Below are 22297 nucleotides of genomic sequence, written 5' to 3' on the forward strand. Positions count from 1 at the left end.
GCAACCGGTACTCGAGGCTACGGGGTGCGACCGACATCCGGTGCGGCTACACGTGCGCGAGCCGTCCCGCGTCAGCGATGCAGCGCGGCGGCGATCTCTCGGTAGGTCTCGAGCGGATCGGCCATGTCGGGCAGCGAGTGCAGTGTCACGTGCGAAGCACCTGCATCGATGTGCTCGTTCAACCGTGCTGCGATCGCGTCGGCGGTACCGTGCGCCACCAACGCGTCGATCAGTCGGTCGCTGCCGCCGTCGCCGATCTCCTCGTCGGAGTAGCCGAGTCGGTTCAGATTGTTGGTGTAGTTGCGCAGGTGCAGGTACGGATTGTTGACCGGCGGTCGGCCGATCGAGCGTGCCTGCTCCGGATCCGACTCGAGGACCACCTTGTGTTCGGGTGCCAGAATCTTGTTCGGTCCGAGCGCCTGGCGTGCTTCACGGGTGTGCTCGGGGGTGGTCAGGTACGGATGCGCACCTGCGGTGCGGTCGGCCGCAAGCGCGAGCACCTTCGGTCCGAGCGCAGCGAGGACGCGTCGCTCCACCGGGACTCCGGCCTCGTCGAGAGCGTCGAGGTAGGCGACAAGAGCGTCGTACGGCTTGGTGTACTCCTGCGTCGCCTCCGGATGGCCTGCGCCGATTCCGAGGACGAATCGGCCCGGGTGCTTGCTCTCCAACCGGTGATACGACGCGGCGACGTCGGCCGCTGCGTCCGACCAGATGTTGACGATGCCGGTGGCGACGACGACCGTCTCGGTGGCGTCGAGGATCTCCTCGCTGGTGGTCAGGTCCGCGGGCGGCGAGCCGCCGAGCCAGATCGTCCCGTAGCCGAAGGATTCGATCGCCCGGGACAGTTCGGGTGTGAACGCCGAGTGCAGTCGCCAGACGCCGTACTTGCCGAGTTCAGGTGTGGAAGTCATGTTCGAAGTCAACGCGGCAGAGTCACGAAGATTCCGCTGCCGGTCACTCGTCCGGTTCGATGACCCGATTCTCCGGGAGCCGAGCAGGCGGCGGGCCGAAGGCATCGCGGGCATTCTTGATGACACCTTTGCCGACTGCGCGGTTGCCTGCGCCGCCGATCGCCGCACCGATGCCTGCGGGAAGCATCTTGCCGACCAGAAGCGCGCTGCGCTTGGCCAGGTATTTGGTGATGAACTTCTTCACCAGCGACTTGTTCATGCTGGTCATCGAGCCGCCCGGGATGCGGGAGGTGATCAGCGGCCCCCAGTTCTTCGCCGTCTTGCCGACTGTCCGTTGCACGATCTGCATTCCCGACTCGCCCAGCGCAACCGAGAGCACCAGGGCGCGTCGTTGCTGGTGGTTCTCGACGGGGATGCCGTGTACGGCGGCCACCGACAGTGTCAGCAGTGCGGAGGACTCGATGAAGAAGGCAGTTTCGGCACCCACCGCTGCGAGCGAGGCGACGGTCCCGACGCCGGGGATCGCCGCGGCACCGCCCACCGCGGAACCGCTGCCGGTGACCGCGAGCAGAAACCGCTTCTCCAGCCGTTCGATGATCTGCGCGGGGGTGTCGTACGGGTGTGCTCGACGCACGTGCGCGACGTACTTGTCGACGGCGGGTCCCTGGAGGCGGCTGGCGTTGTCGAGGATGTTGACCAGCGCGCGTTCGAGCTTGCCTCCACCTCCGACGTCGAGATGTGCGTCGTCCTTCTTGCCGGCCATGGGGCCTCTTTCTCGTGGAGGGTGGTGAGTCAGTGCACCCAGTGGTCGGCTGGAACGAGCTCGTCCGGCTTGGGCGGCGGGGGAGCGGTTCCGTCGCCGAACGGTGATCCTCCCAGGGATTCGCGGCCGTGGGGTTCGAGCCACCCTGCCAGGTCCGGGCCCTTGGGCACGATCCCCGTCGGGTTGATGTCGGTGTGCACCTCGTAGTAGTGCCGCTTGATGTGGTCGAAGTCGACCGTGTCGCCGAATCCGGGCGTCTGGAACAGATCGCGTGCGTAGTTCCACAGCACCGGCATTTCGCTGAGCTTGCTGCGATTGCACTTGAAGTGGCCGTGGTAGACGGGATCGAAGCGTACGAGGGTGGTGAACAGGCGCACGTCGGCTTCGGTGATGTGCTCGCCGACGAGGTAGCGCTGGGTGGACAGGCGTTCGACGAGCCAGTCGAGGCGCGCGAACAAGCGGTCGTAGGCCTTTTCGTACGCCTCCTGCGAGCCGGCGAATCCACAGCGGTAGACGCCGTTGTTGACGTCTCGGAACACCAGATCGGCGACCTCGTCGATCTCGGCGCGCAGCGCTTCCGGGTACAGATCGGGGGCACCGTCGCGGTGGTACTGCGTCCATTCGGTCGACAGGTCGAGGGTGATCTGCGGGTAGTCGTTGGTGACGACCTCGCCGGTGGGAACGTCGACGATGGCGGGGACGGTGATGCCGCGCTCGTAGTCCGGGAATCGAGCGAAGTAGGCGTCCTGCAACCTCGGGATCTGCAGAACGGAGTCGACGCCACCTGGCTCTTCCTGGAAGTTCCAGCTGCGCGGGTCGTGGGTCGGCCCCGGAATGCCAAGGGACAGCACGTCTTCCAGCCCGAGGAGGCGACGCACGATGATGGACCGATGCGCCCACGGGCAGGCGCGTGCGGCGATCAGTCGATACCGACCGGGTTCCACCGGATAGCCGTCTCGGCCGTCCGCGGTGATTCGCGTCGGAATGTAATTGGTGTCGCGGGTGAATTCCTTGCCCGGTTCCACGTAGGCGGCATCGTCTGCCATTGTGTTCACTCCTCGCATCGATCGGTCCCCGACGACGCTACCCAGTCCGGAGGTACCTCAACCGTGATCGCCGCGAAGCACCGCGGTGTGACGGACGCCGATCTCCACGTAGCCCAGCCGCGCGGCGAGGCGTCGAGCACTGGCGTTCTCCGGTCTCGATCGCCATTGCGGAATCAGGCCGTCGTCGATGGCGTCGTTGGTCGCCAGCCTGCCGACCACCTGGGCGTGGCCTCGTCGGCGATGGTTCGGGTCCGTCAGGACACGCATGTCGGCCAGGATCAACTGCTGCTCCGAGTAGCCGGCCGACGCGAGGGAGTGCGCCGAGTCCGCCGGCCTGTCGTCGCCGAGCAGAGTGAACCAGTGCCGTGAGACCGGCTCGTCGAATGCCTCGGCGACGTCGGCTTCACTGCAGTGCGCAGCCAGGTTGCGCGCATGCTCCGCTTCGTGGGAGATCAGCGGATCGTGTACGTCGATGGTGTGGCCGATGTCCGACCCGTAGGCCACGGTGTGTGTACCGATGTCGTAGCGCTCGGATCGGTCACCCAACAGCGCCGAGATCCAGGTGCGGTCGGTACCGGCATGGCCGGTGAGTGCGCGCGAGGCGTCCACCGCCCAGGACGGACCGGAGATCAGCGTGGTCTCGGCCAGTCGCAGGACGGTGATGTCCTCGGTGGCACCGACATGTTCGACGCGGTCGGAGTCGGTGTCGAGGGCTCGATCGTCCATCTGCAGCTGTCGACACCACGCCAACCGGACGATGTCGAGTCGGTGGCGATCGAACGGACCCGCGTCGGGCAGAGGGGAATTCACGCTCGAAACATTAGCCACAGGGCCGCAGGGCGCCATTTCGGTTTCACCGTCCCAAAGCAATCTTTCGAACTTTTTCGCCCCCGGTGTTTCGCTCAGCGCCGATAGATGGCAGACTCGGATTTGAGATTAGAGCTTCGACGTGAAGATCTAGCTCGCTTACAGAAGGTTTACAGAATGACGCAGGGCAGTGTGAAGTGGTTCAACGGCGAAAAGGGCTTCGGCTTCATCGAGCAGGATGGTGGCGGACCGGACGTTTTCGTTCATTACTCGGAGATTCAGGGTAGCGGCTTCAAGTCGCTCGACGAGGGCCAGCGCGTGGAGTTCGAGGTGGGCCAGGGTCAGAAGGGCCCCCAGGCTACCGGCGTCCGCGCCATCTGATTCAAGCTTCGTAACCCGACTTCTCCTGGTGGAGTAAGCTTCTCGAAGTAAATTCCACCAGAAATTCGGTGACAAGGCCGGATACACGGAAGAGATTCCGAGTATCCGGCCTTCGTCTGTTGAAAGGGACATCGACCTCGGTCGATGTCCCTTCTGCATTTCCCGGACATCATGTGCCGTATGTCCGATTGATCCCCAGGTCGGAGCATTGTCCTGGTTGCAATCGGTCTTCTCGCGAGCTTATATTCCAGTTGGAATAATTCGACTGGGGTATCGGGAGGGAGTGCGATGCGAGAGGCGGCAGTGAACCCGCTGGGCGTATCGGTCCTGGCACTGCTCTCGGAAGGTGCCATGCATCCCTACGAGATGTACCAACTGCTGTTGGAGCGCAAGGAAGATCGAATCGTCAAGGTTCGACCGGGGTCGCTGTACCACGCCGTTGCGCGACTCCACGGGCAGGAACTGGTCGCCGAGGTCGGAACGGACCGCGGCGGCAACCGACCCGAGCGCACCACCTACGAGATCACGCCCGCCGGCCGACGCGTTCTCGTCGACCGGCTCACCGAGATCCTCCGCACCCCGGTGCGTGAGTATCCGCAGTTCACCCTCGGTCTGTCCGAGATGCACAACCTACCGGCGTCCCAGGCAATCGCGTTGCTCCGTGCGCGTATCGAAGACCTGTCGCTCGAGATCGAGGAACTGTCCGGCTACCAGCGCTTGGCCGCAGAACGCAAGGTGTCCGAAATCTACTGGGCCGGAATCGATTACACCTACCACATGTTGTCCGCCGAAGTGAACTGGTTGACGAGCTACATCGACCGCGTCGAGAGCGGCGCGTTGCCGTGGCCGCACGAGATTTCCGCACACCACACGACCCTGACGGATCGGGACTAGGAGAACAGTATGAACGCCGTCGAGACCGCTCCGCCGCAGCAGGAGATCAAACCCTGGCCCGCGCTCTGGGCGCTGTGCCTGGGATTCTTCATGATTCTGGTCGACACCACCATCGTTGCCGTCGCTCAGCCGGCGATCCTGGCTGGTCTGAACACCGATATCAACAACGTCATCTGGGTCACCAGTGCGTATCTGCTGGCCTACGCCGTGCCGCTGCTCGTCACCGGACGACTCGGTGACAAGTTCGGTCCCAGAAACCTCTACATCGCCGGTCTGGTCGTGTTCACCCTCGCGTCGGCGTGGTGCGGGCTGTCCGGATCCATCGAGATGCTCATCGCTGCGCGTGCCGTGCAGGGTCTCGGCGCTGCGATGATCACCCCGCAGACGATGGCCGTGATCACCCGAGTGTTCCCCGCCGAGAAACGCGGAACCGCCATGGGCGCGTGGGGAGCCGTCGCCGGTGTGGCGACACTCGTCGGCCCGATCCTCGGCGGCGTCCTGGTCGACTCACTCGGCTGGGAGTGGATCTTCTTCATCAATCTGCCGGTCGGTGTAGTTGCAATTGCCTTGGCGCTCAAGTTCGTTCCGGTGTTGCCCACCAACGACCACAAGTTCGATCTGCTCGGTGTCGCACTCAGTGCCGTCGGACTGTTCTGCATCGTCTTCGGTATTCAGGAAGGGCAGAAGTACGACTGGGGGACAGGTATCTGGATCCTGATCGGTGTCGGATTACTCGTCTTCGCCGGGTTCGTCTACTGGCAGTCGGTGAACAAGAGCGAACCGCTGGTCCCGTTGGCGCTCTTCCGTGATCGCAACTTCTCGCTCTCCAATATCGGCATCGCCGCAATGGGTTTCGCGATGTCCGGCATGATGCTGCCGATCATGTTCTACGCACAGAGCGTCACCGGGCTCACCCCGACCCGATCGGCACTGCTGTTCGTGCCGATGGCACTGCTGACCGGCATTCTGGCACCCAACGTCGGCAAGCTCGTCGACAGGACACATCCCCGCTACATCGCCGGTTCGGGATTGTTCATCCTGGCCGCATCACTGCTGTGGTTCGCGTACGAGATGACACCCACCACGGCGATCTGGAAGCTGCTGCTCCCCGTCGCCGCAATGGGCGTGGCCAACGCATTGATCTGGTCTCCGCTGGCGGCCACGGCAACTCGTAATCTTCCGATGAGTCAGGCCGGCGCAGGCTCGGGCATCTACAACACCACCCGCATGATCGGCTCCGTGCTCGGTAGTGCGGGCATCGGCGCTCTCATCCAGTCTCGCCTGGCCGCCGAACTGCCCACCGGTGGATCTGCCTCGGGGGCAAACGAATTCGCCGGCCGAGTGCCCGAGATGCTGCGTGACGGTTTCACCACCGCCATGGCCCAGTCACTGATCCTGCCCGCCGCGGTGTTGATCGTCGGCATGATCGCGGTCTGCTTCTACGCTCGGCCGGCGTTCAAGTAAGTGCCTGCGGCAGTGGTGCGTTTGGGTCCCCCCTGCGGCACTTATCCGCACCACTGCGCGAAGCGCACTACAGGCCCAGATCGCGGCCGATCAGTTCCTTCATGATTTCGTTCGATCCGGCCCAGATCTTCGTCACGCGAGCGTCTTTCCATGCGCGGGCGGCGCGGTACTCGTTCATGAAGCCGTAGCCGCCGTGCAATTGGACGCAGTGGTCGAGAATCTCGTTCTGTACCTGCGAGCTCCACCACTTCGCCTTGGCTGCGTCGATGGCCGTCAGCTCACCGATTCCGTGGGCGGCGATGCAGTTGTCGATATAGGCCTGTGCCACATCGAGTTTCGTGACGAGCTCGGCGAGCAGGAACTTGTTCCACTGGAGCGAACCTATCTGCTGGCCGAAGGCCTTGCGGTCCTTGGCGTACTGCAGCGTCTCCTCGAGGATCGGGCGCACGTGTCCGAGGTTGGCGACCGAGCAGCTGATGCGTTCCTGGGGGAGCAGCTGCATCATGTGGATGAAGCCACCGTCGAACTCGCCGATCATGTTCGAGCTGGGCACCCGAACGTTCTCGAAGAACAGCTCGGCCGTATCGGACTCGGGCTGACCGACCTTGTCGAGCTTGCGGCCACGGGAGAATCCCTCGGTGCCGTTCTCGACGGCGAAGAGCGTGATGCCCTTGGCCTTCTTCTCCGGCGTCGTACGAGTCGCGACGATGACGAGGTCCGCGGAGTTGCCGTTGGTGATGAAGGTCTTCGAACCGTTGATGATGAAGTCGTCGCCGTCCTTGACGGCGGTGGTCTTGAGCGCAGCGAGATCCGAGCCGCCGGACGGCTCGGTCATCGCGATCGCCGTGAGGATCTCACCGCTGCAGAAGCCGGGCAGCCAGCGCTTCTTCTGCTCCTCGGTGGTGAGCTTGACCAGGTAGGGAGCGACGATGTCCACGTGAATACCGAAGCACGACGCCACCGCGGCACTCGAGCGGGCGAGTTCCTCGGCGAGGACGGCGTTGAATCGGTAGTCCTCGGCTCCGCTGCCGCCGTATTCCTCGGGCACTTCGAGGCCCAGGAATCCGTTGCGACCTGCTTCGAGCCAGATCTCGCGGTCGATGTATCGCTGTTCGACGAGCTTTTCCTCGACCGGTGTGATGGTGCGGGTGACGAACTCGCGCACCGACGCACGGAAGTCCTCGTGATCGGCCTCGAACAGGCTGCGCTTCATCTATCTGTTCCTCTCGGTAACGGTGAGTTACCTGCGCACAATACTCGTTGGTAACAACCGTCCGAGACCGGTGTGGCACTATGCGAACCATGGCTGACGCACCCACTTCGCTCGTTCGATCCACCACCGCGGCAGGCGCCGAGGTCGCCGTCCTCACCTTCGACCACGGCCCGCTCAATCTGTTCGATCAGGCCATGTTCGACGCGGTGGCAGCGAACGTTGCCGACCTCGTCGCGCGGCCCCCTCGTGCGGTGCTGCTTCGCGCCGAGGGCAAGGTCAACTCCGCAGGTGTCGACGTCCATGTGTTCGAGGGCCTGTCCGCCGCACAGGGTGCGGATCTGTGGCGGGGTCTGTTCGCACAGATTGCTCATCCGCTCGAGGCGCTGCCCTGCCCGGTGATCTACGCCGCGCACGGTTTGACGCTCACCGCCGCGTTCGAGATCTCGCTGGCCTGCGACATCATTCTCGCCGGTCCCAAGGCCAAGTTCGGTCTGGTCGAGACCGTCGTCGGGTTGACGCCGTCGATGGGTGGCCCGCAGCGCCTCGCCGAGCGGGCCGGTTCGGGTCGGGCTCGTGAGCTCGTCATGACCGGTGACCTGTACGACGCGCAGACGCTGAAGGAGTGGGGCGTGGTCAATCAGGTTCACGACGACGTCGATGCCGCGGCCCTCGCGCTGACGCATCGACTGGCCGACGGCCCCACGGTCGCACATGCGGCGACGAAACAGATTGTGGCAGCGTGGCGTTCGGGCGGTGTGGCCCATGCGGACGAGGTCACCTCGGAGGTCTCCGGTGCCCTGTTCGAAACAGAGGATCTGCGGGGTGCGGTGAAGAGCTTCCTCGAGGTCGGTCCGGGTAAGGCGACGTACACGGGCAAGTAGCATCGGGTGAGTGAGTACTGATCAGCTGGCCGAACTGCACCTGCACATCGAGGGGTCACTCGAACCTCCGTTGATATTCGAGCTGGCGGAGCGTAACGGATTGTCGTTGCCGTACAGCGACATCGACGAACTGCGGGCGAAGTACGAGTTCACCGACCTGCAGTCGTTCCTGGATCTGTACTACGCCAACATGGCCGTGTTGCGCACTGCCGAGGATTTTGCCGATCTCGCTCGGGCCTACTTTCGCCGCACGGCGCAGGCCGGGGTGACACACGCGGAGATCTTCTTCGATCCGCAGGCGCACACCGAGCGCGGCGTCCCCCTCGAGGCCGTCGTCGACGGATTGGCCGACGCGTGCGCCTCCAGCGAGCGCGAGTTCGGCGTCACCAGTGGGCTGATCGCGTCGATCCTGCGGGACAAGCCGGTGCTGCACGCCAACCAACTACTCGACGATCTGTTGGCGATGCAGGCCCCCATCATCGGTCTCGGTCTCGATTCCGCCGAGGTGGGCTATCCGCCGTCACTGTTCGTCGACGTGTTCGCCAAGGCGCGGGCCGAGGGACTGCACGTCGTCGCGCATGCGGGCGAAGAAGGGCCGCCGGATTACATCTGGCAGGCACTGGATCTGCTGAAGGTCGAGCGCATCGACCACGGAGTGCGATGCCTCGAAGACGAGGCACTGGTCGATCGTCTTGTCGAGGAACAGATTCCGCTCACCGTCTGCCCGCTCTCCAACGTTCGGCTCAAGGTGATCGACAACGTCGACCAGCTGCCGTTGCGGCAGATGCTCGAGCGCGGCCTGTCGGTGTCGATCAATTCCGACGATCCCGCCTACTTCGGTGGCTACGTCGACGACAACTTCGCGGCCCTCGCATCGGGAATGGGTCTCACCACGGCCGAGCGAAAGCAGCTGGCCGAGAACTCGATTCGCGCGAGCTTCGCGACTGTCTAGATCAGCGCGACTGTCCGGATCAGGTCGCTGTCACCGAGATCCGCGGGTAGCCGGTGGCACCATCGGGAACGGTGTCGGCGGTCTGGTTGGTCTGCAGCTCGCCCGCGGAGTTGGTGGCGCGGGCTCGGATCGCGTGTTGGCCCGAGGGCAGGTCCAGCTCGACGGTCCATTGCCGCCAGGTGTCCTTGGAGTACTCCTCGGACAGTGTGGCCGGCACCCAGTTGCCCTCGTCCACTTGCACTTCGACGGCGTCGATACCGGTGTGCTGATCCCAGGCGACGCCGGCGATGACCGTCTTCCCTGTGGGCACGGAACTGCCCGATCGCGGGGTGTCGATGCGGGAGGCGGTCTTGATCGGCCCGAGTGCGCCCCAACCGCGGTCGGTCCAGTATGCCGTCGCGCGGTCGAAGCGGGTGATCTCGATGTCGGTGACCCACTTGGTCGCCGAGACGTAGCCGTACAGACCGGGTACGACGAGCCTCGCCGGGTAGCCGTGTTCGACGGGCAGCGGTGCGCCGTTCATTCCGACGGCCAGCAGCGCGTCGCGGCCGTCGAGCAGCACCTCGAGGGGAGTGCCCGCGGTGAAGGCGTCACTGCTCGACGACAGTGCCATGTCGGCGTCGGGTGAGATGCCTGCTTCTTCGAGAATGTCCTTGAGCGGATAGCCGATCCACGTCGCGTTGCCCACGAGGTCGCCGCCGACGATGTTGGAGACACAGGTCAGGGTGACCGTCTTCTCCACCGCCTGACGCTGCGCCAGGTCGGCGAACGTCAGCTCGATCTCGCGGTCCACCATGCCGTGGATCCGCAACGACCACGTATCCGACGCCACCCGCGGCACGACCAGCGCGGTGTCGATGCGGTAGAAGTCGTCGTTCGGGGTGATGTACGACGCGAGGCCGTTGATCTTCAGGTCCGCCCCGGCCGGGATCGGGGGTTGCGGAGTGGGCGTGGGCAGCATGAAGCCGAGTCGATCCGCGGTGACGGCGCGGGCGGAGGTCAGCATCCGGCCGGCTGTCCCGGCAACGACGCCGAGTACCGCGGCACCGGCGGCGAGGGTCAGGAAACTACGTCGGTTCATGCCTTCGGTTGCAGGGGCGGCGGCACCGATGAGGGCGTGCAGCACGACGATGCCCACGATGACGCCGCCGATGGTCGGGACTGCGTAGAGCGCGGTGGCGTCGGGTCGAGTCACTGCTGCGAGTACGCCCACAACGCCCAGTGCGGCGAACACCACGGCACCGATCGGCTTGCGGGCGATTCCTGCGGCCGCGGCGATCGCGCCGATCACCACGGCCATGCCGACGAACAGGGCGAGCTTGTCGGAGGTACCGAACGTGTCGATGGCCCATTCACGGATCGGGGCCGGACTGTTGTCGACGGCCGAGGACCCGACGGCGGTCAGTGGTGACGAGTTGGGTCCGATGGGCACGGCAATCAATTCGCCGACACCGAGGACGACTCCGGCGGCGACGATGCCGGACAGCGCGCGTTTTCCTGTGCTCACTCGCTCCAATGTAAGCGAATTCGTGGTGAGCGGTACTTCGTAGCCTGCTACGAATTACCGCTCACGACAGCAGACGCTCGAGGTAGTCGCTGCCGAACAACTTCTTCGGGTCGATCGAATCGCGAACACGCAGGAAGTCGTCGAAGTGTTCGTAGCAATCGCGCAACTCGTCGCTACCGAGGGAGTGCAGTTTGCCCCAGTGCGGCCTGCCACCGACGCTGCGGCAGATTGCCTCGACGGCGTCGAAGTACTCGCGGTGATCGCGGCGGTGGTACTGGTGGACGGCGATGTAGGCCGTCGGGCGTCCGGATGCGGTGGAGAGCCAGATGTCGTCGCCCGCGGCGAAGCGCACTTCGACCGGGAACGCGATGGACACCGACGACCGTTCGAGCCATCGATCCACCTCGCGCAGCACCCAACCGATCTCGGATGCGGGTACCGCATATTCCATCTCGACGAACTTGACGGTCCGCGACGACGCGAACACCCGGTACGAGCGGTCGATGTACTCGCGAGCCGACAGTGCCCGAGCCGAGACCGCATTGACCCGAGGAATCAGTGCCGGTACGCGGGTCACCACCCGGTTGAGGCCTTCGAAGACCGTGTTGGACAGCAATTCGTCGTCGATGTAGGAGCGCACCTTCCCCAGCGGCTTCAGCACGACGTCACCGGGCAGGCGGGTGTTGCGTTTGGTCAGCACGCGGTCGGTGTGCGGAAACCAGTAGAACTCGAAGTGGTCGACGGCGGCGACGGTCGCGTCGAGTTCGGCGAGCGTTGCCCGCAACGTCGACGGCTCCTCGACGGCCCGCAGGGCGAAGGCCGGAACGCACTCGAGCGTGACTCGGGTGATGACGCCGAGCGCACCGAGCCCGACGCGGGCCGCGTCGAACAGTTCCGCGTTCTCCTCACGAGAGCACTGCACGAGTTCGCCGTCCGCGGTCATCAGTTCCACCGCGCACATCTGGGTGGCGATGCCGCCGAAGCGTCCTCCCGTTCCGTGGGTACCCGTGGAGATGGCGCCCGCGATGGATTGTTCGTCGATGTCGCCGAGGTTGGTCATGGCCAGCCCGAGATCCCACAACCGCGCGGTCAGCTCGCGCAGCCGGGTGCCTGCGAGCACTGTCACCCGGGCCGACCCGTCGTCGTCGTGCACCACGGATTCGATGCCGCGCAGCGAATCGAGGACGATCTGGACGCCGTCGGTCACCGCGATCGGAGTGAAGGAGTGACCGGCCCCGACGCATCGCACCGTGCGAGATCGTTCGACGGCACCGGCCAGCACGACGCGCAACTCGTCCACCGACGTGGGCTCGGCGCGGTCCGACGGGAACGCGTGTTGATTGCCTGTCCAGTTCTGCCACGACCCCGCGTTCATTCGATCACTATTGCATTGCTCGTACCGCGCGGAGGCGTGCCTGGATCAATCCGAGGCACAGAACTCGGCCGCGCCCTAGGATCGGGTCATGCAATCGAGGCTGCCCGCTGATGTGCGACGCGCACAACTGGTGCAGTCTGCGATCGAGGTCGCCGAGCGCGTGGGAATCGAGTCCCTGACCGTACGTGCTCTGTCGGAGCATGCCGAGGTCACCAAGGGCATCGTGCAGTACCACTTCGAGACCAAGCAGGATCTGGTGATCGCGATGGGCGAGCACCTCATCGTCGACGTCACCGAGATTCTGCACGCCGCGTTGGACAGTGCCGTGGGTACGCGCGAACTCCCGGGCGTCCGCGGTCTGCGAGAGCTGGTGCACGGCGGTCTGAGCGCGGTGTGGTTGCTGATCGAGAAGTCGCCGGATCGGCAGTTGCTCGCCTACGAGATCAAGACCTATCTGTTGCGTCATCGCGCGCTCGGGTCCGCAACGGCCGCCGAGATCGCCACTGGGCAGTACCGAATCCGAGACTCCGAGGCCCGGTTGTTCTTCGAGAAGTGTTCCGCTCACACCGGGACGCGATGGCTCGAGCCGGTGGCGTCGATCGCGCGTTTCGGAATGGCCACCCTCGACGGGCTGGTGCTGCGGTGGTTGGTCGACGGTGACGATCTCGAGGTGCTGGCGCAGATCGACGACCTGTCGGGGCTGATCGCGGGCAAGGCCGTGGACTGCTGAGACTCGGTGTGGTCGATGCTCGCTGGGACTTCTGGGCTGCGGAGTGTTTGACTGTGTAGGCCTGGCAACGACGACGAAGGAATACGCCGCATGAGCTCGATCGCCGGTGTCGCAACCACCGACACGACACCACTGTCCCGTATCGCCGCTGCCACCGAGGGGATCGAATCACCTTTGGCTGCAGTCGATTCGGCTGCCCTCGATGCCAACGCGGCGGCCCTGCGAGCGCGGGCGGATTCGGTGCCGATCAGGATCGCGAGCAAGTCGGTTCGGTGCCGGGCGGTGCTGGATCGGGTGCTCGCGGCCGACGGCGTGAACGGGGTCATGGCCTACTCCCTGCGTGAGGCGATCTGGTTGGCACGCCACGGCGTGGAGGACATCCTGATGGGGTACCCGTCGGTCGATCGCACCGCCCTCGCCGAGGTCGTCAACGATCGTGTGCTGTCGGGACGCATCACGCTGATGGTCGACGACGTCGCACAGCTCGACATCGTGCGCGACGCCACCGACAGCGATCTTCTCAAGCCGCGGATCTGTATCGACGTCGATGCCTCGCTGCGGATCGGGCCGCTGCACATCGGTGTCCGACGTTCGCCGCTGCGCGAACCCGAGCAGGTCGCCGCCTTCGCGCGGGCGGCGCAGGCGCGTGGGTTCCGGGTGGTCGGTCTGATGTTCTACGAGGCGCAGATCGCCGGTGTGCCCGATGCCAATCGTGCGGTGGAATGGATGAAGTCGCTCTCTTCCCGTGAGATCTCCACGCGCAGAACGGCGGTCGTCGAGGCCGTGACTGCGGCAGTCGGTCGGATCGAGATCGTCAACAGTGGCGGTACCGGGTCGATCGACTTCTCGGCGGCCGATCCGGTCGTCACCGAGGTGACAGCCGGGTCGGGCTTGTTCGCGCCGACGCTCTTCGATCGGTATCGCGCGTTCTCGGCCGAGCCCTCGCTGTTCTTCGCACTGCCCGCGGTGCGCAAGCCGACTCCGCAGATCGCGACGCTGTTCGGTGGTGGCTACATCGCGTCGGGTCCGGCGTCGGCGTCGAGGTCGCCGCGGCCGGTCGCGTGGTCGAGAAGGGCCAGGGGAGTGGTGACGTCCGGTCTGAGGTTGCTGCGCAACGAGGGTGCCGGCGAGGTGCAGACTCCCGTGAGCGGAGCAGGGGAGATCCGGATCGGTGATCGCGTCTGGTTCCGCCATGCCAAGGCGGGTGAGCTGTGCGAGCGGTTCGACACCCTGCATCTGGTGCACGCCGACGGGTCCGTCGAGGTAGTCCCCACTTATCGTGGTGAGGGTATGGCGTTCGGCTGAATCCCGTTCTCGCACAGGCCCATGAACGTTCCGAGAGTGACCAGTCCGGCCGGGGTCGACGGCAGGTACCGGGTCAGTGCCCGCGATCGGATCAGTATCGCGGCCCATTGGCCCCGCGAGACCGCGACGTTGAGTCTGTTGCGCGACAACAGGAATCCCATGCCTCGCGGAACGTCCTCGATCGCCGACGCGGCCATCGAGATCAGCACCACCGGTGCCTGGCGTCCCTGGAACTTGTCGACGGTGCCCACCGCGACCTCGTCGAGTCCGGCGGCTGCGAGTCGCTCGATGATGACGGCTACCTGCGCGTTGTAGGCCGCGACGACCAGGAAGTCGCCCTGGTGCAGGGGCCGCGCACCCTCGAAGGACTGCGGGTCGCGCCACTGCCGGCCGAGCAGAGTCTGCACACGGGTGACGATCTCGTCGGCTTCCTCCACCGAATCGGTGGAATTGCCGTGGTGGTCGAGGTACACGGTGTGCAGTCCAGGTGCGAGCGACTCCAGCGAACGGGCCTGTGTCACAGCACTGTTGGACTCCAGTTTGCCCTCGTAGGACAGCGCCGACACCGGGGCGCACAGATCGGGATGCATCCGCCATGTCGTGGCCAGGAAGTAACCGCGGTCGACGGGCAGCGTCGGGTGACCGCTGGTGATCCAACCCAGAGCCGACTCGTCGACGGGTTCGGGGTGGGTGCCCTGGCTGACCTGTGGCAGCTGCGCCGGGTCGCCGAGCAGCAGCAGATTACGTGCAGACACCGAGACGGCGATGGTGTTGGCCAGCGAGAACTGCCCGGCCTCGTCGATGACCAGGAGATCGAGCGATTCGGGCGGGATGCGGCCGGGGTTGGAGAAGTCCCAGGCGGTACCGCCGATCACGCAGCCGTCCTCGGCGTCGGTGACGAAGCGGGAGTACTCCGCCGGGTCGACGACGGTGTGGGCTGTCGGTGCCTTCTTGCCCACCCGGCCCGGGTCGACGCCGGCCGCCACGATGGTGTCCAGCACATTGTTGACCACGTGATGCGACTGGCCCACCACGCCGATGCGCCAGCGATGGACGTCGACCAATTCGGCGATCACCCGGGCAGCGGTGTACGTCTTCCCGGTCCCGGGTGGCCCCTGCACGGCAACGTAGGAGTGATCGAGATCGAGCAGGGCCGCCGTGACCGCCGTCGCGTAATCCCCGGCGCGGACCTCGGGAAGACCTGTGCCGGAACGGGTTCGGGGTGGGGACAGGGTCAGCAGATCGGCGACGGCCGTGCGCGGAAGGTGCGGCAGTGCCGCGCCGACCTCGGCGGCGGCCGCAACGATCGCCTGCTCCAGGTACTTGGTCGCCGGAGGCGGTTCGGGTGCGGTGGCGATGGGGAAGTCGGGGTACTCGTCCACTCCCTTGCGAAGGTTCTCCTGCACCACCACCATGTCGAGGGTGCCCTCGTACCCTGCCTGCACGATCTCGACCGTCGTGGTCGCGCGATGGGTCGGCTGCTGCTTCGGCAGCCCCTCCGGCGCCGGGTCGTCGTAGAGCAGCTTGACCTTCGAGCTCGACAGGACTCCGTTGCTCAGGTGCCCCAGTAGTTTGAGCTGCCGTCGCAGGACGCGTTGATTCGGTGCGGTTTTCATCCAGTCGTGCACCAGTTCGGCGCGCTCGACCTTCAGCACGTCGGCAGCGTCGGCCCACTCGTCCAACGGGTGCGTCAGGCGGTCGAAGTGCGCCCACCAGAACGGCTTTCGTTCGCGTCGGTGATACCCGATGGAACCGGCGAACAGTGCGACGGCCTGTTGCGTCGAGGTGCGCTCCCACGGCAGACCGGCGTACTCGGCGAGTTCGAGCTCGAGCGGGCTGGCGGTGTCCACGGCAGCGTCTTCGAGCTCGAGGTGTTGCGTCGTCCGCGGGTGCACCCCGGCATCCGACGCGCGCGCCAGCAACCAATCCCGCAGTCGCTGAGTCGATTCGCAGTCGGTGCGGTTGTACTCGGCGATCTCGGAGAGCAGTGCCGCGGCCTCGGCGTCCTTGCCCTGATCTCGCAGATCGCACCAGTTCGCGTATTCGACGATCGACGCGGCCGCGTCGGTGACGTCTCCGTCGCGGGTGGCGGGCATGTACAGGGGTTCGAGCTTCTTGATGCTGTAGGACCTGGCTCCGATGCGTACCGCAGATCGCACGATCGGATAGAGGTCGACCAGAACGTCGTCCCGCAGTAGGTCGTCGACCGCGTCCTCACCGACGCCGTAGCGTCCGGCGAGGCGCAGCAGCGCGGTCTTCTCGTACGGCGCGTAGTGGTAGACGTGCATGTTCGGGTGAGCCGCGCGTCGGGTGGTCACGTAGTCGAGGAAGTCGATCAGGGCGCGTCGTTCCTGCGCGCGATCGTGCGCCCAGAACGGCAGGAACTCACCGTCGGCGGTGTGGACACCGAACAGGTACTCGAGTCCCCACTCGGAACTGCCTGCCTCTGCCCACAGGGGATCGCCCTCGAAGTCGAAGAAGATGTCGCCCGGATCGGGCTCGGGAATCACACCGAGGGCGTCGGCGTCGAAGATCTCGAACTCGGCGTCGCCACTGTTTTCCTGGCGCACCTGGAGCTCGGCTTGAGCTCGCAGGTTGGTCAGTGTGCGCGACGACATGCCCTCTACGGTCCCGGTCGACGCAGCCAGCTCGTCCACCGTGGCGATTCCCGCGTCGAGCAGTCTCTCCCGGGTACTCGCGCGCATCCCGGCGACGAGAACCAGGTCGCGGTGCTGTTCCACCTCGATCGTGCAGGCCTCGCACTGCCCGCAGCCGGAGTAGCGCGGGTCGAACCAGTCGACGACGGTGCCCTCGGCGTGGTGTTCGTCGAGGATGTGTTGCAGGTGTTCCCTGGACTGCCGGTAGACCGGAAGGATCTCGGCGAGCGAGTGGACGGAGTCGCTGCCGTCGCCGAGCATCAGGTGCACCTCGTCGCTCGGAGTGATCCCGCCGGACCGCAGCGCGTCCGCGTACGCCGCCAACTGCAGCAGTGCCGGAACCTTGGCGTGCCGAGAGAGCTTCGTGTCGTACACCGCGTACCGATCGCCCTCGGCCACCAGAAAGTCGCAGAAACCGAGGAATCGTCCGTCGAAGAAGGTCGCCTGGTACACCACCGGTGTGCGCGCAGTCAGAGCGGTGAAGGTTGCCCACGCGGCGTCGGCAAGTTCCTGATCGGTACGCCCCGGTCGATCCATCGTCAGGACGCCGCCGGGGAACCGCCGCTGGAATGTCTCGAGTTGGCGGCGTTCGTGCTCGAATCCGAGTGCGGAGGTGCGGTCGAGCATCGGATCGGGGGTGGTCGTTGTCCGCGGGATCAGTCCGCTCAGCCCGTCGAGTCGGCGCAGCAGTCCGAATTCGCACGACGCTGCCGCGGCGAGGTCGCTGGCGCTGTAGATGACGCGATCGCCGATGAGGAACACGCGCCCACCCTAGTCACCGCCGGGAGCGGCACCGGTCACGTTGCGCGCGGATGCCGTCGCGAGGAGGCAAAATGATCGAATGCCTTTTTTCGACGGAGCCACCGGTGCTGTCCATTACCGAAACTGGACTGTTCCCGATGCTCGTTTCGGTCTCGTCTTTCTGCACGGTCTCGGCCAGAACAGCGGCCACTATCACCGCTTCGCTCGGGTCCTCAACGGACGCGGGGTCGACGTGTGGGCGGTCGATCACGTGGGCCACGGCCTCACCGAAGGTGAGTTGACCGACGCCGCTCAGATTCCCGGCCTCGCGCAGAATGCGCTGCAGTTGCTCGACATCGCCGAAGCCGAGCACCCCGAGTTGTCGTTCGCCCTGATGGGTCATTCCCTCGGCGCGGCCACGGCCATCGCGGCCCTCGGAGCGCATCCCGAGGCGGTTCGGTGCGCGGTGCTGTGCGGCACCCCCAAGTCCGTGACCGGCTCGGCCAACGATCTCGCCGACAACGTGATTCCGATCCTCGCGGTACACGGAGTCGACGATCGCCTGGCTCCGATCGATGCGGTGCGCGAGTGGATCGGCAGTGTTCCCGACTCGTCACTGCGTGAATTCGAGGACGGGGGCCACGACCTGCTGCACGAGAAGATCCATCTGCAGGTGACCTCGGTGGTGGCGGAGTTCCTCGACGATCACATGTCCTGACCCGACGACGAGGGCCCGGTGCGCATCGCACCGGGCCCTCGTCGTCGGATGGTCGATCTACGAGTAGATCGCCTCGATGTCGCTGCCGCGCTCGGCGTGGATGATGTTGCGCTTGAGCTTCATCGTGGGGGTGAGCTCACCGGTTTCGACGGTGAAATCGTTCTCGAGGATCGTGTACTTCTTGATCTGCTCGGGGTTGGAGACCTTCTTGTTGGCCTCGGCGACGGCCTTGTCGATCTCGGCGACGAGGTCGGCGTTCTTCGACAGCTCCGAGAACGGGATGTCGGCCGAGAGGCCGTGTCGCTCGAGCCAGCCCGGCAATGCCTCGGGGTCGAGGGTGATGAGCGCACCGATGAACGGCTTCGCGTCGCCGACGACGAGGCACTGGCTGATGATCGCGTTCGCGCGGAGGGCGTCCTCGAGCACTGCGGGAGCGACGTTCTTGCCGCCCGCGGTCACGATGATCTCCTTCTTGCGGCCGGTGATCGAGACGTAGCCTTCCTGGTCGATGGTGCCGAGGTCGCCGGTGTGGAACCAACCGTCGACGATGGCCTCTGCCGTCGCCTTCTCGTTGTGCCAGTAGCCGCTGAACACGACCGGTCCCTTGAGCAGCAGTTCGCCGTCCTCGGCGACCTTCACCGAGTGGCCGTCGATGGGCTTGCCGACGGTGCCGACGCGCTGGTCCTTGGTGGTGTTGACGGTGATCGCCGCGCTGGTCTCGGTCAGTCCGTAGCCCTCGTAGACCGGAACGCCTGCACCGCGGAAGAAGTGGCCGAGGCGGGCACCGAGAGGTCCGCCGCCGGACACCGCGCGAGTGCAGTTGCCGCCGAGTGCGGCGCGCAGCTTGGAGTACACGAGCTTGTCGAACACCGTGTGCTTGAGGTTCAGGACGAGCCCGGCTCCGCCCTTCTCCTGGGCCTCGCTCCACTCGATGGCCGTCGCGGCGGCCTTGTCGAAGATCGAACCCTTGCCGCCGTCGTGCGCCTTCTGCTTGGCGGAGTTGTAGACCTTCTCGAACACGCGCGGCACCGACAGGATGAAATCCGGCTTGAAGACGGCGAACTGATCCACCAGCGTCGTCACGTCCGAGGTGTGCCCGACGGTGACCTTGGACTCGAACGAGCCGAACGACACGGCGCGGGCGAACACGTGCGCCATCGGGAGGAACATCAGTGTGCGATTGCCCTCCTTCATCGAGTCGTGCAGCGCGATCTGGGTGGCCTGAACCTCGGCGTAGAAGTTGGCGTGTGTGAGCTGGACGCCCTTGGGGCGACCGGTGGTGCCCGAGGTGTAGATCAGGGTGGCGGGCGAAGCCGCGCTGACCTGATGGCGTCGCGCGTGCAGATCCTCGTCGCTGACCCCGGCACCACGGGTGGTCAGTTCTTCGATGGCTCCGGCGTCGATCTGCAGAACCTCACGCAGATCCTTGGCACCCTCGGTGACCTCTTTGAGGTTCGAGGCGTGCGCTGCGGTCTCGACGACGAGCAGCTTGGTGGCGGAGTCCTCGAGGATCCATTGCGCCTGATCGGCGGAGGATGTCTCGTAGATCGCGACGGTGCAGCCGCCTGCCGACCAGATGGCGTAGTCGAGGACGACCCACTCGTAACGCGTCGCGCTGAGGATGGCGACTCGGTCGCCGAGTTCGATTCCGGACGCGATCAGTCCCTTGGCCGCTGCGGCGACCTCTTTCGCGAACCGAGCTGCGGTGACGTCGGTCCAGTTGCCGTTCTCCAGTCGCTGGAAGGGTACGAAGTTCGGCGATTCCTTCTCGTACCTGTAGACGGTGTCGGCCATGGATGCGTCGTCAGGAATGGTGAACGACGCCGGCACAGAATATTCGCGCACTGCTGGACCCCTTACGGAAAAATAGCGTGGTAGTTGTGCATTTCATCACATTCGAGGCCGTGGCGCACCATCCGGGGTGTCCGGTTTGTCGACTTTGCCGCGAGTCCGAGGGAGTTGAGTGTGACTCGGGGTACAACTTAACTGCCTGCAGTCGGGTTCGGGCGTCGGGTTGCCGGTGTGAGGCCGCTCGCACCGCATGCCGTCGTGACCGGTTTCGTCACCTGATCAGCGTAGAAGGGGTCGCGGTGCCCGAGCAGGTACTAAACTCGTGCAACATATGAGCACTTCAGAAACTGAACAGGATGCCGCCGTGACGTCGGACGAGACGAATTCGCCCCCTCAGGAGTCCGCCTCCGATCCGGTCCGCGCGAGCGAGTCGTCCTCGGCGACGGGTGACGACATCACTTTTGCCGATCTCGGCATCGACGAGCGGGTCCTGAAGGCCCTGCGTGACGTGGGATACGAGACGCCGTCGCCCATCCAGGCGGCCACCATTCCGCCGCTGATGGCCGGCAACGATGTCGTCGGCCTCGCGCAGACCGGAACCGGCAAGACCGCAGCGTTCGCAGTGCCGATCCTGTCGCGGCTCGACGTCTCGCGTCGAGTACCGCAGGCCCTGGTGCTGGCCCCGACCCGGGAGCTCGCGCTTCAGGTCGCCGAGGCGTTCGGCAAGTACGCCACGCACATTCCGGGTCTGCACATCCTGCCGATCTACGGCGGTCAGGCGTACGGCATACAGCTCTCGGGCCTGCGTAAGGGCGCGCAGATCATCGTCGGTACCCCCGGTCGCGTCATCGACCACCTCGAGAAGGGCACCCTCGACCTGTCCGGCCTCGAGTACCTGGTGCTCGACGAGGCCGACGAGATGCTCAAGATGGGCTTCCAGGAGGACGTCGAGCGCATCCTCTCCGATACCCCGGAGTACAAGCAGGTCGCGTTGTTCTCGGCCACCATGCCTGCCGCGATTCGCAAGATCTCCAAGCAGTATCTGCACGACCCGGTGGAGATCACCGTCAAGACCAAGACGTCGACGGCACCGAACATCACCCAGCGCTACGTCCAGGTGGCGCATCAGCGCAAGCTCGAAGCGCTCACTCGAATCTTCGAGGTCGAAGAGTTCGAGGCCATGATCATGTTCGTCCGCACCAAGCAGGCCACCGAGGAGCTCGCCGAGAAGCTGCGCGCACGGGGCTTCTCGGCCGCCGCGATCAACGGCGACATCGTGCAGGCCCAGCGTGAGCGCACCATCGGCCAACTCAAGAACGGCCAGGTCGACATCCTGGTGGCCACCGATGTCGCGGCTCGCGGTCTCGACGTCGACCGCATCTCGCACGTCATCAACTACGACATCCCGCACGACACCGAGTCCTACGTGCACCGCATCGGTCGCACCGGTCGCGCGGGGCGGGCCGGTCAGGCTCTGCTGTTCGTCGCCCCACGCGAGCGGCATCTGCTCAAGGCCATCGAGCGCGCGACGCGTCAGCCGATCACCGAGATGCAGCTCCCCAGCGTCGACGACGTCAATGCGCAGCGCGTGACGAAGTTCAAGGACTCCATCACCGACAGCCTCGGCAACGAGAATCTGGCCTTGTTCCGCCGGCTCATCGAGGACTACGAGCGCGAGCACGATGTGCCGTTGGTCGACATCGCCGCCGCGCTGGCGATCCAGTCGCGCGACGGCGAAGCGTTCCTGTTGAAGCCGGAGCCGCCTGCCCCGCCGCGGGCACCCCGTGAGCCGCGTGAGCCGCGGCCGCCGCGCACGTTCGACGAGGATGCCGCCAGCTCGCATCACCGCAAGACGGGCCAGGAGATGGCGACGTACCGCATCAGCGTCGGCAAGCGTCATCACGTCGCTCCCGGTGCCATCGTCGGTGCCATCGCCAACGAGGGCGGGCTGCGTCGAAGCGACTTCGGGCACATCAGTATTCGTCCCGACCACTCGCTGGTGGAGCTGCCCGCAGATCTTGCCGACGAGACGGTCGAGGCGTTGCGCCGCACCCGTATCAGCGGCGTGCTGATTCAGCTGCAACCCGATTCCGGCCCTCCCGGACGCAGCGGCGGGCCGCGCGGTGGCGGAAAGTTCAAGGGGAAGCGCTAGCGCGCACGC

The 22297-nt window shown here is 65.4% G+C and carries 18 protein-coding genes; 9 read left to right on the plus strand and 9 right to left on the minus strand.

Going from position 1 to position 22297, the window contains the following annotated elements:
* Positions 1–71: 71 nt before the first annotated feature.
* Genes NY08_RS24225 through NY08_RS24240 form a run of 4 tightly spaced genes read right to left on the minus strand, consistent with a single transcriptional unit; the run spans position 72 to position 3530 of the window.
* Positions 72–911, minus strand: coding sequence for an LLM class F420-dependent oxidoreductase (locus NY08_RS24225; RefSeq protein WP_032396493.1), 840 nt, complete (start codon positions 909–911; stop codon positions 72–74).
* 43 nt (positions 912–954) lie between these two features.
* Positions 955–1674 carry a hypothetical protein gene (locus NY08_RS24230; RefSeq protein WP_045199250.1) on the minus strand — a complete coding sequence of 240 codons (720 nt, stop codon included), beginning with the start codon at positions 1672–1674 and terminating at the stop codon, positions 955–957.
* 29 nt (positions 1675–1703) lie between these two features.
* Positions 1704–2720 carry a glutathione S-transferase family protein gene (locus NY08_RS24235; RefSeq protein WP_045199251.1) on the minus strand — a complete coding sequence of 339 codons (1017 nt, stop codon included), beginning with the start codon at positions 2718–2720 and terminating at the stop codon, positions 1704–1706.
* Between the two features lie 57 nt (positions 2721–2777).
* The gene (locus NY08_RS24240; protein WP_052683930.1) at positions 2778–3530 is read right to left on the minus strand and encodes a GNAT family N-acetyltransferase; all 753 of its coding nucleotides are present in this window, start codon (positions 3528–3530) and stop codon (positions 2778–2780) included.
* A 174-nt stretch (positions 3531–3704) separates the two neighbouring features.
* Here NY08_RS24240 and NY08_RS24245 point away from each other — a divergent pair, with 174 nt between their 5' ends.
* From NY08_RS24245 to NY08_RS24255, 3 genes are all read left to right on the plus strand, one after another.
* Positions 3705–3908, plus strand: a complete 204-nt coding sequence (locus NY08_RS24245) for a cold-shock protein (RefSeq protein ID WP_008714360.1) — start codon at positions 3705–3707, stop codon at positions 3906–3908.
* Positions 3909–4196: 288 nt separating this feature from the next.
* A complete protein-coding gene (locus NY08_RS24250) occupies positions 4197–4802 on the plus strand; it encodes a PadR family transcriptional regulator (RefSeq protein ID WP_045199253.1) in 606 nt (201 codons plus the stop codon).
* Positions 4803–4811: 9 nt separating this feature from the next.
* Complete coding sequence (locus NY08_RS24255; RefSeq protein WP_045199255.1) at positions 4812–6266, plus strand: DHA2 family efflux MFS transporter permease subunit; 1455 nt, start codon at positions 4812–4814, stop codon at positions 6264–6266.
* A gap of 67 nt (positions 6267–6333) precedes the next feature.
* On the opposite strand, the gene NY08_RS24260 is transcribed toward NY08_RS24255, so the two are convergent.
* Positions 6334–7479, minus strand: a complete 1146-nt coding sequence (locus tag NY08_RS24260; protein WP_032396497.1) for an acyl-CoA dehydrogenase family protein — start codon at positions 7477–7479, stop codon at positions 6334–6336.
* 89 nt (positions 7480–7568) lie between these two features.
* Here NY08_RS24260 and NY08_RS24265 point away from each other — a divergent pair, with 89 nt between their 5' ends.
* Positions 7569–8360: an enoyl-CoA hydratase/isomerase family protein gene (locus NY08_RS24265; RefSeq protein ID WP_045201077.1), complete on the plus strand. Its 792-nt coding sequence runs from the start codon at positions 7569–7571 to the stop codon at positions 8358–8360.
* Between the two features lie 10 nt (positions 8361–8370).
* Positions 8371–9312 carry an adenosine deaminase gene (locus tag NY08_RS24270; RefSeq protein ID WP_045199256.1) on the plus strand — a complete coding sequence of 314 codons (942 nt, stop codon included), beginning with the start codon at positions 8371–8373 and terminating at the stop codon, positions 9310–9312.
* A 19-nt stretch (positions 9313–9331) separates the two neighbouring features.
* On the opposite strand, the gene NY08_RS24275 is transcribed toward NY08_RS24270, so the two are convergent.
* Positions 9332–10819, minus strand: a complete 1488-nt coding sequence (locus tag NY08_RS24275; RefSeq protein ID WP_045199258.1) for a molybdopterin-dependent oxidoreductase — start codon at positions 10817–10819, stop codon at positions 9332–9334.
* 61 nt (positions 10820–10880) lie between these two features.
* Positions 10881–12194 (minus strand): D-arabinono-1,4-lactone oxidase, encoded by a 1314-nt coding sequence (locus NY08_RS24280; protein ID WP_045199260.1) that lies wholly within the window; start codon positions 12192–12194, stop codon positions 10881–10883.
* Between the two features lie 88 nt (positions 12195–12282).
* Here NY08_RS24280 and NY08_RS24285 point away from each other — a divergent pair, with 88 nt between their 5' ends.
* Both NY08_RS24285 and NY08_RS24290 read left to right on the plus strand, forming a co-directional pair.
* A complete protein-coding gene (locus tag NY08_RS24285; RefSeq protein WP_032396501.1) occupies positions 12283–12924 on the plus strand; it encodes a TetR/AcrR family transcriptional regulator in 642 nt (213 codons plus the stop codon).
* A gap of 90 nt (positions 12925–13014) precedes the next feature.
* Positions 13015–14229 (plus strand): alanine racemase, encoded by a 1215-nt coding sequence (locus NY08_RS24290; RefSeq protein WP_045199262.1) that lies wholly within the window; start codon positions 13015–13017, stop codon positions 14227–14229.
* Here NY08_RS24290 and NY08_RS24295 read toward each other — a convergent pair.
* Complete coding sequence (locus NY08_RS24295) at positions 14199–17648, minus strand: TM0106 family RecB-like putative nuclease (protein ID WP_045199263.1); 3450 nt, start codon at positions 17646–17648, stop codon at positions 14199–14201. The genes NY08_RS24290 and NY08_RS24295 overlap by 31 nt on opposite strands.
* A gap of 79 nt (positions 17649–17727) precedes the next feature.
* On the opposite strand from NY08_RS24295, the gene NY08_RS24300 reads away from it, so the two are divergent.
* Entirely contained in the window at positions 17728–18345 is a 618-nt protein-coding gene (locus tag NY08_RS24300) for an alpha/beta hydrolase (RefSeq protein ID WP_045199264.1), read from the plus strand.
* Between the two features lie 57 nt (positions 18346–18402).
* Here the strand turns inward: NY08_RS24300 and NY08_RS24305 are convergent, their stop codons facing one another.
* Positions 18403–20190 (minus strand): AMP-dependent synthetase/ligase, encoded by a 1788-nt coding sequence (locus tag NY08_RS24305; RefSeq protein WP_032396505.1) that lies wholly within the window; start codon positions 20188–20190, stop codon positions 18403–18405.
* 277 nt (positions 20191–20467) lie between these two features.
* Between NY08_RS24305 and NY08_RS24310 the strand changes: the two genes are divergently transcribed.
* Positions 20468–22288, plus strand: a complete 1821-nt coding sequence (locus NY08_RS24310; protein WP_256986309.1) for a DEAD/DEAH box helicase — start codon at positions 20468–20470, stop codon at positions 22286–22288.
* The last annotated feature ends 9 nt before the right edge of the window (positions 22289–22297 follow it).

This window comes from Rhodococcus sp. B7740 (genome assembly GCF_000954115.1).
Classification (GTDB): domain Bacteria; phylum Actinomycetota; class Actinomycetes; order Mycobacteriales; family Mycobacteriaceae; genus Rhodococcoides.

Excerpts from the sequence above, each read along its gene's own strand:
- NY08_RS24225 (WP_032396493.1), bottom strand. The coding sequence starts at position 911 with ATGACTTCCACACCTGAACTCGGCAAGTACGGCGTCTGGCGACTGCAC.
- NY08_RS24230 (WP_045199250.1), bottom strand. The coding sequence starts at position 1,674 with ATGGCCGGCAAGAAGGACGACGCACATCTCGACGTCGGAGGTGGAGGC.
- NY08_RS24235 (WP_045199251.1), bottom strand. The coding sequence starts at position 2,720 with ATGGCAGACGATGCCGCCTACGTGGAACCGGGCAAGGAATTCACCCGC.
- NY08_RS24245 (WP_008714360.1), top strand. The coding sequence starts at position 3,705 with ATGACGCAGGGCAGTGTGAAGTGGTTCAACGGCGAAAAGGGCTTCGGC.
- NY08_RS24250 (WP_045199253.1), top strand. The coding sequence starts at position 4,197 with ATGCGAGAGGCGGCAGTGAACCCGCTGGGCGTATCGGTCCTGGCACTG.
- NY08_RS24255 (WP_045199255.1), top strand. The coding sequence starts at position 4,812 with ATGAACGCCGTCGAGACCGCTCCGCCGCAGCAGGAGATCAAACCCTGG.
- NY08_RS24260 (WP_032396497.1), bottom strand. The coding sequence starts at position 7,479 with ATGAAGCGCAGCCTGTTCGAGGCCGATCACGAGGACTTCCGTGCGTCG.
- NY08_RS24265 (WP_045201077.1), top strand. The coding sequence starts at position 7,569 with ATGGCTGACGCACCCACTTCGCTCGTTCGATCCACCACCGCGGCAGGC.
- NY08_RS24280 (WP_045199260.1), bottom strand. The coding sequence starts at position 12,194 with ATGAACGCGGGGTCGTGGCAGAACTGGACAGGCAATCAACACGCGTTC.
- NY08_RS24285 (WP_032396501.1), top strand. The coding sequence starts at position 12,283 with ATGCAATCGAGGCTGCCCGCTGATGTGCGACGCGCACAACTGGTGCAG.
- NY08_RS24290 (WP_045199262.1), top strand. The coding sequence starts at position 13,015 with ATGAGCTCGATCGCCGGTGTCGCAACCACCGACACGACACCACTGTCC.
- NY08_RS24300 (WP_045199264.1), top strand. The coding sequence starts at position 17,728 with ATGCCTTTTTTCGACGGAGCCACCGGTGCTGTCCATTACCGAAACTGG.
- NY08_RS24310 (WP_256986309.1), top strand. The coding sequence starts at position 20,468 with ATGAGCACTTCAGAAACTGAACAGGATGCCGCCGTGACGTCGGACGAG.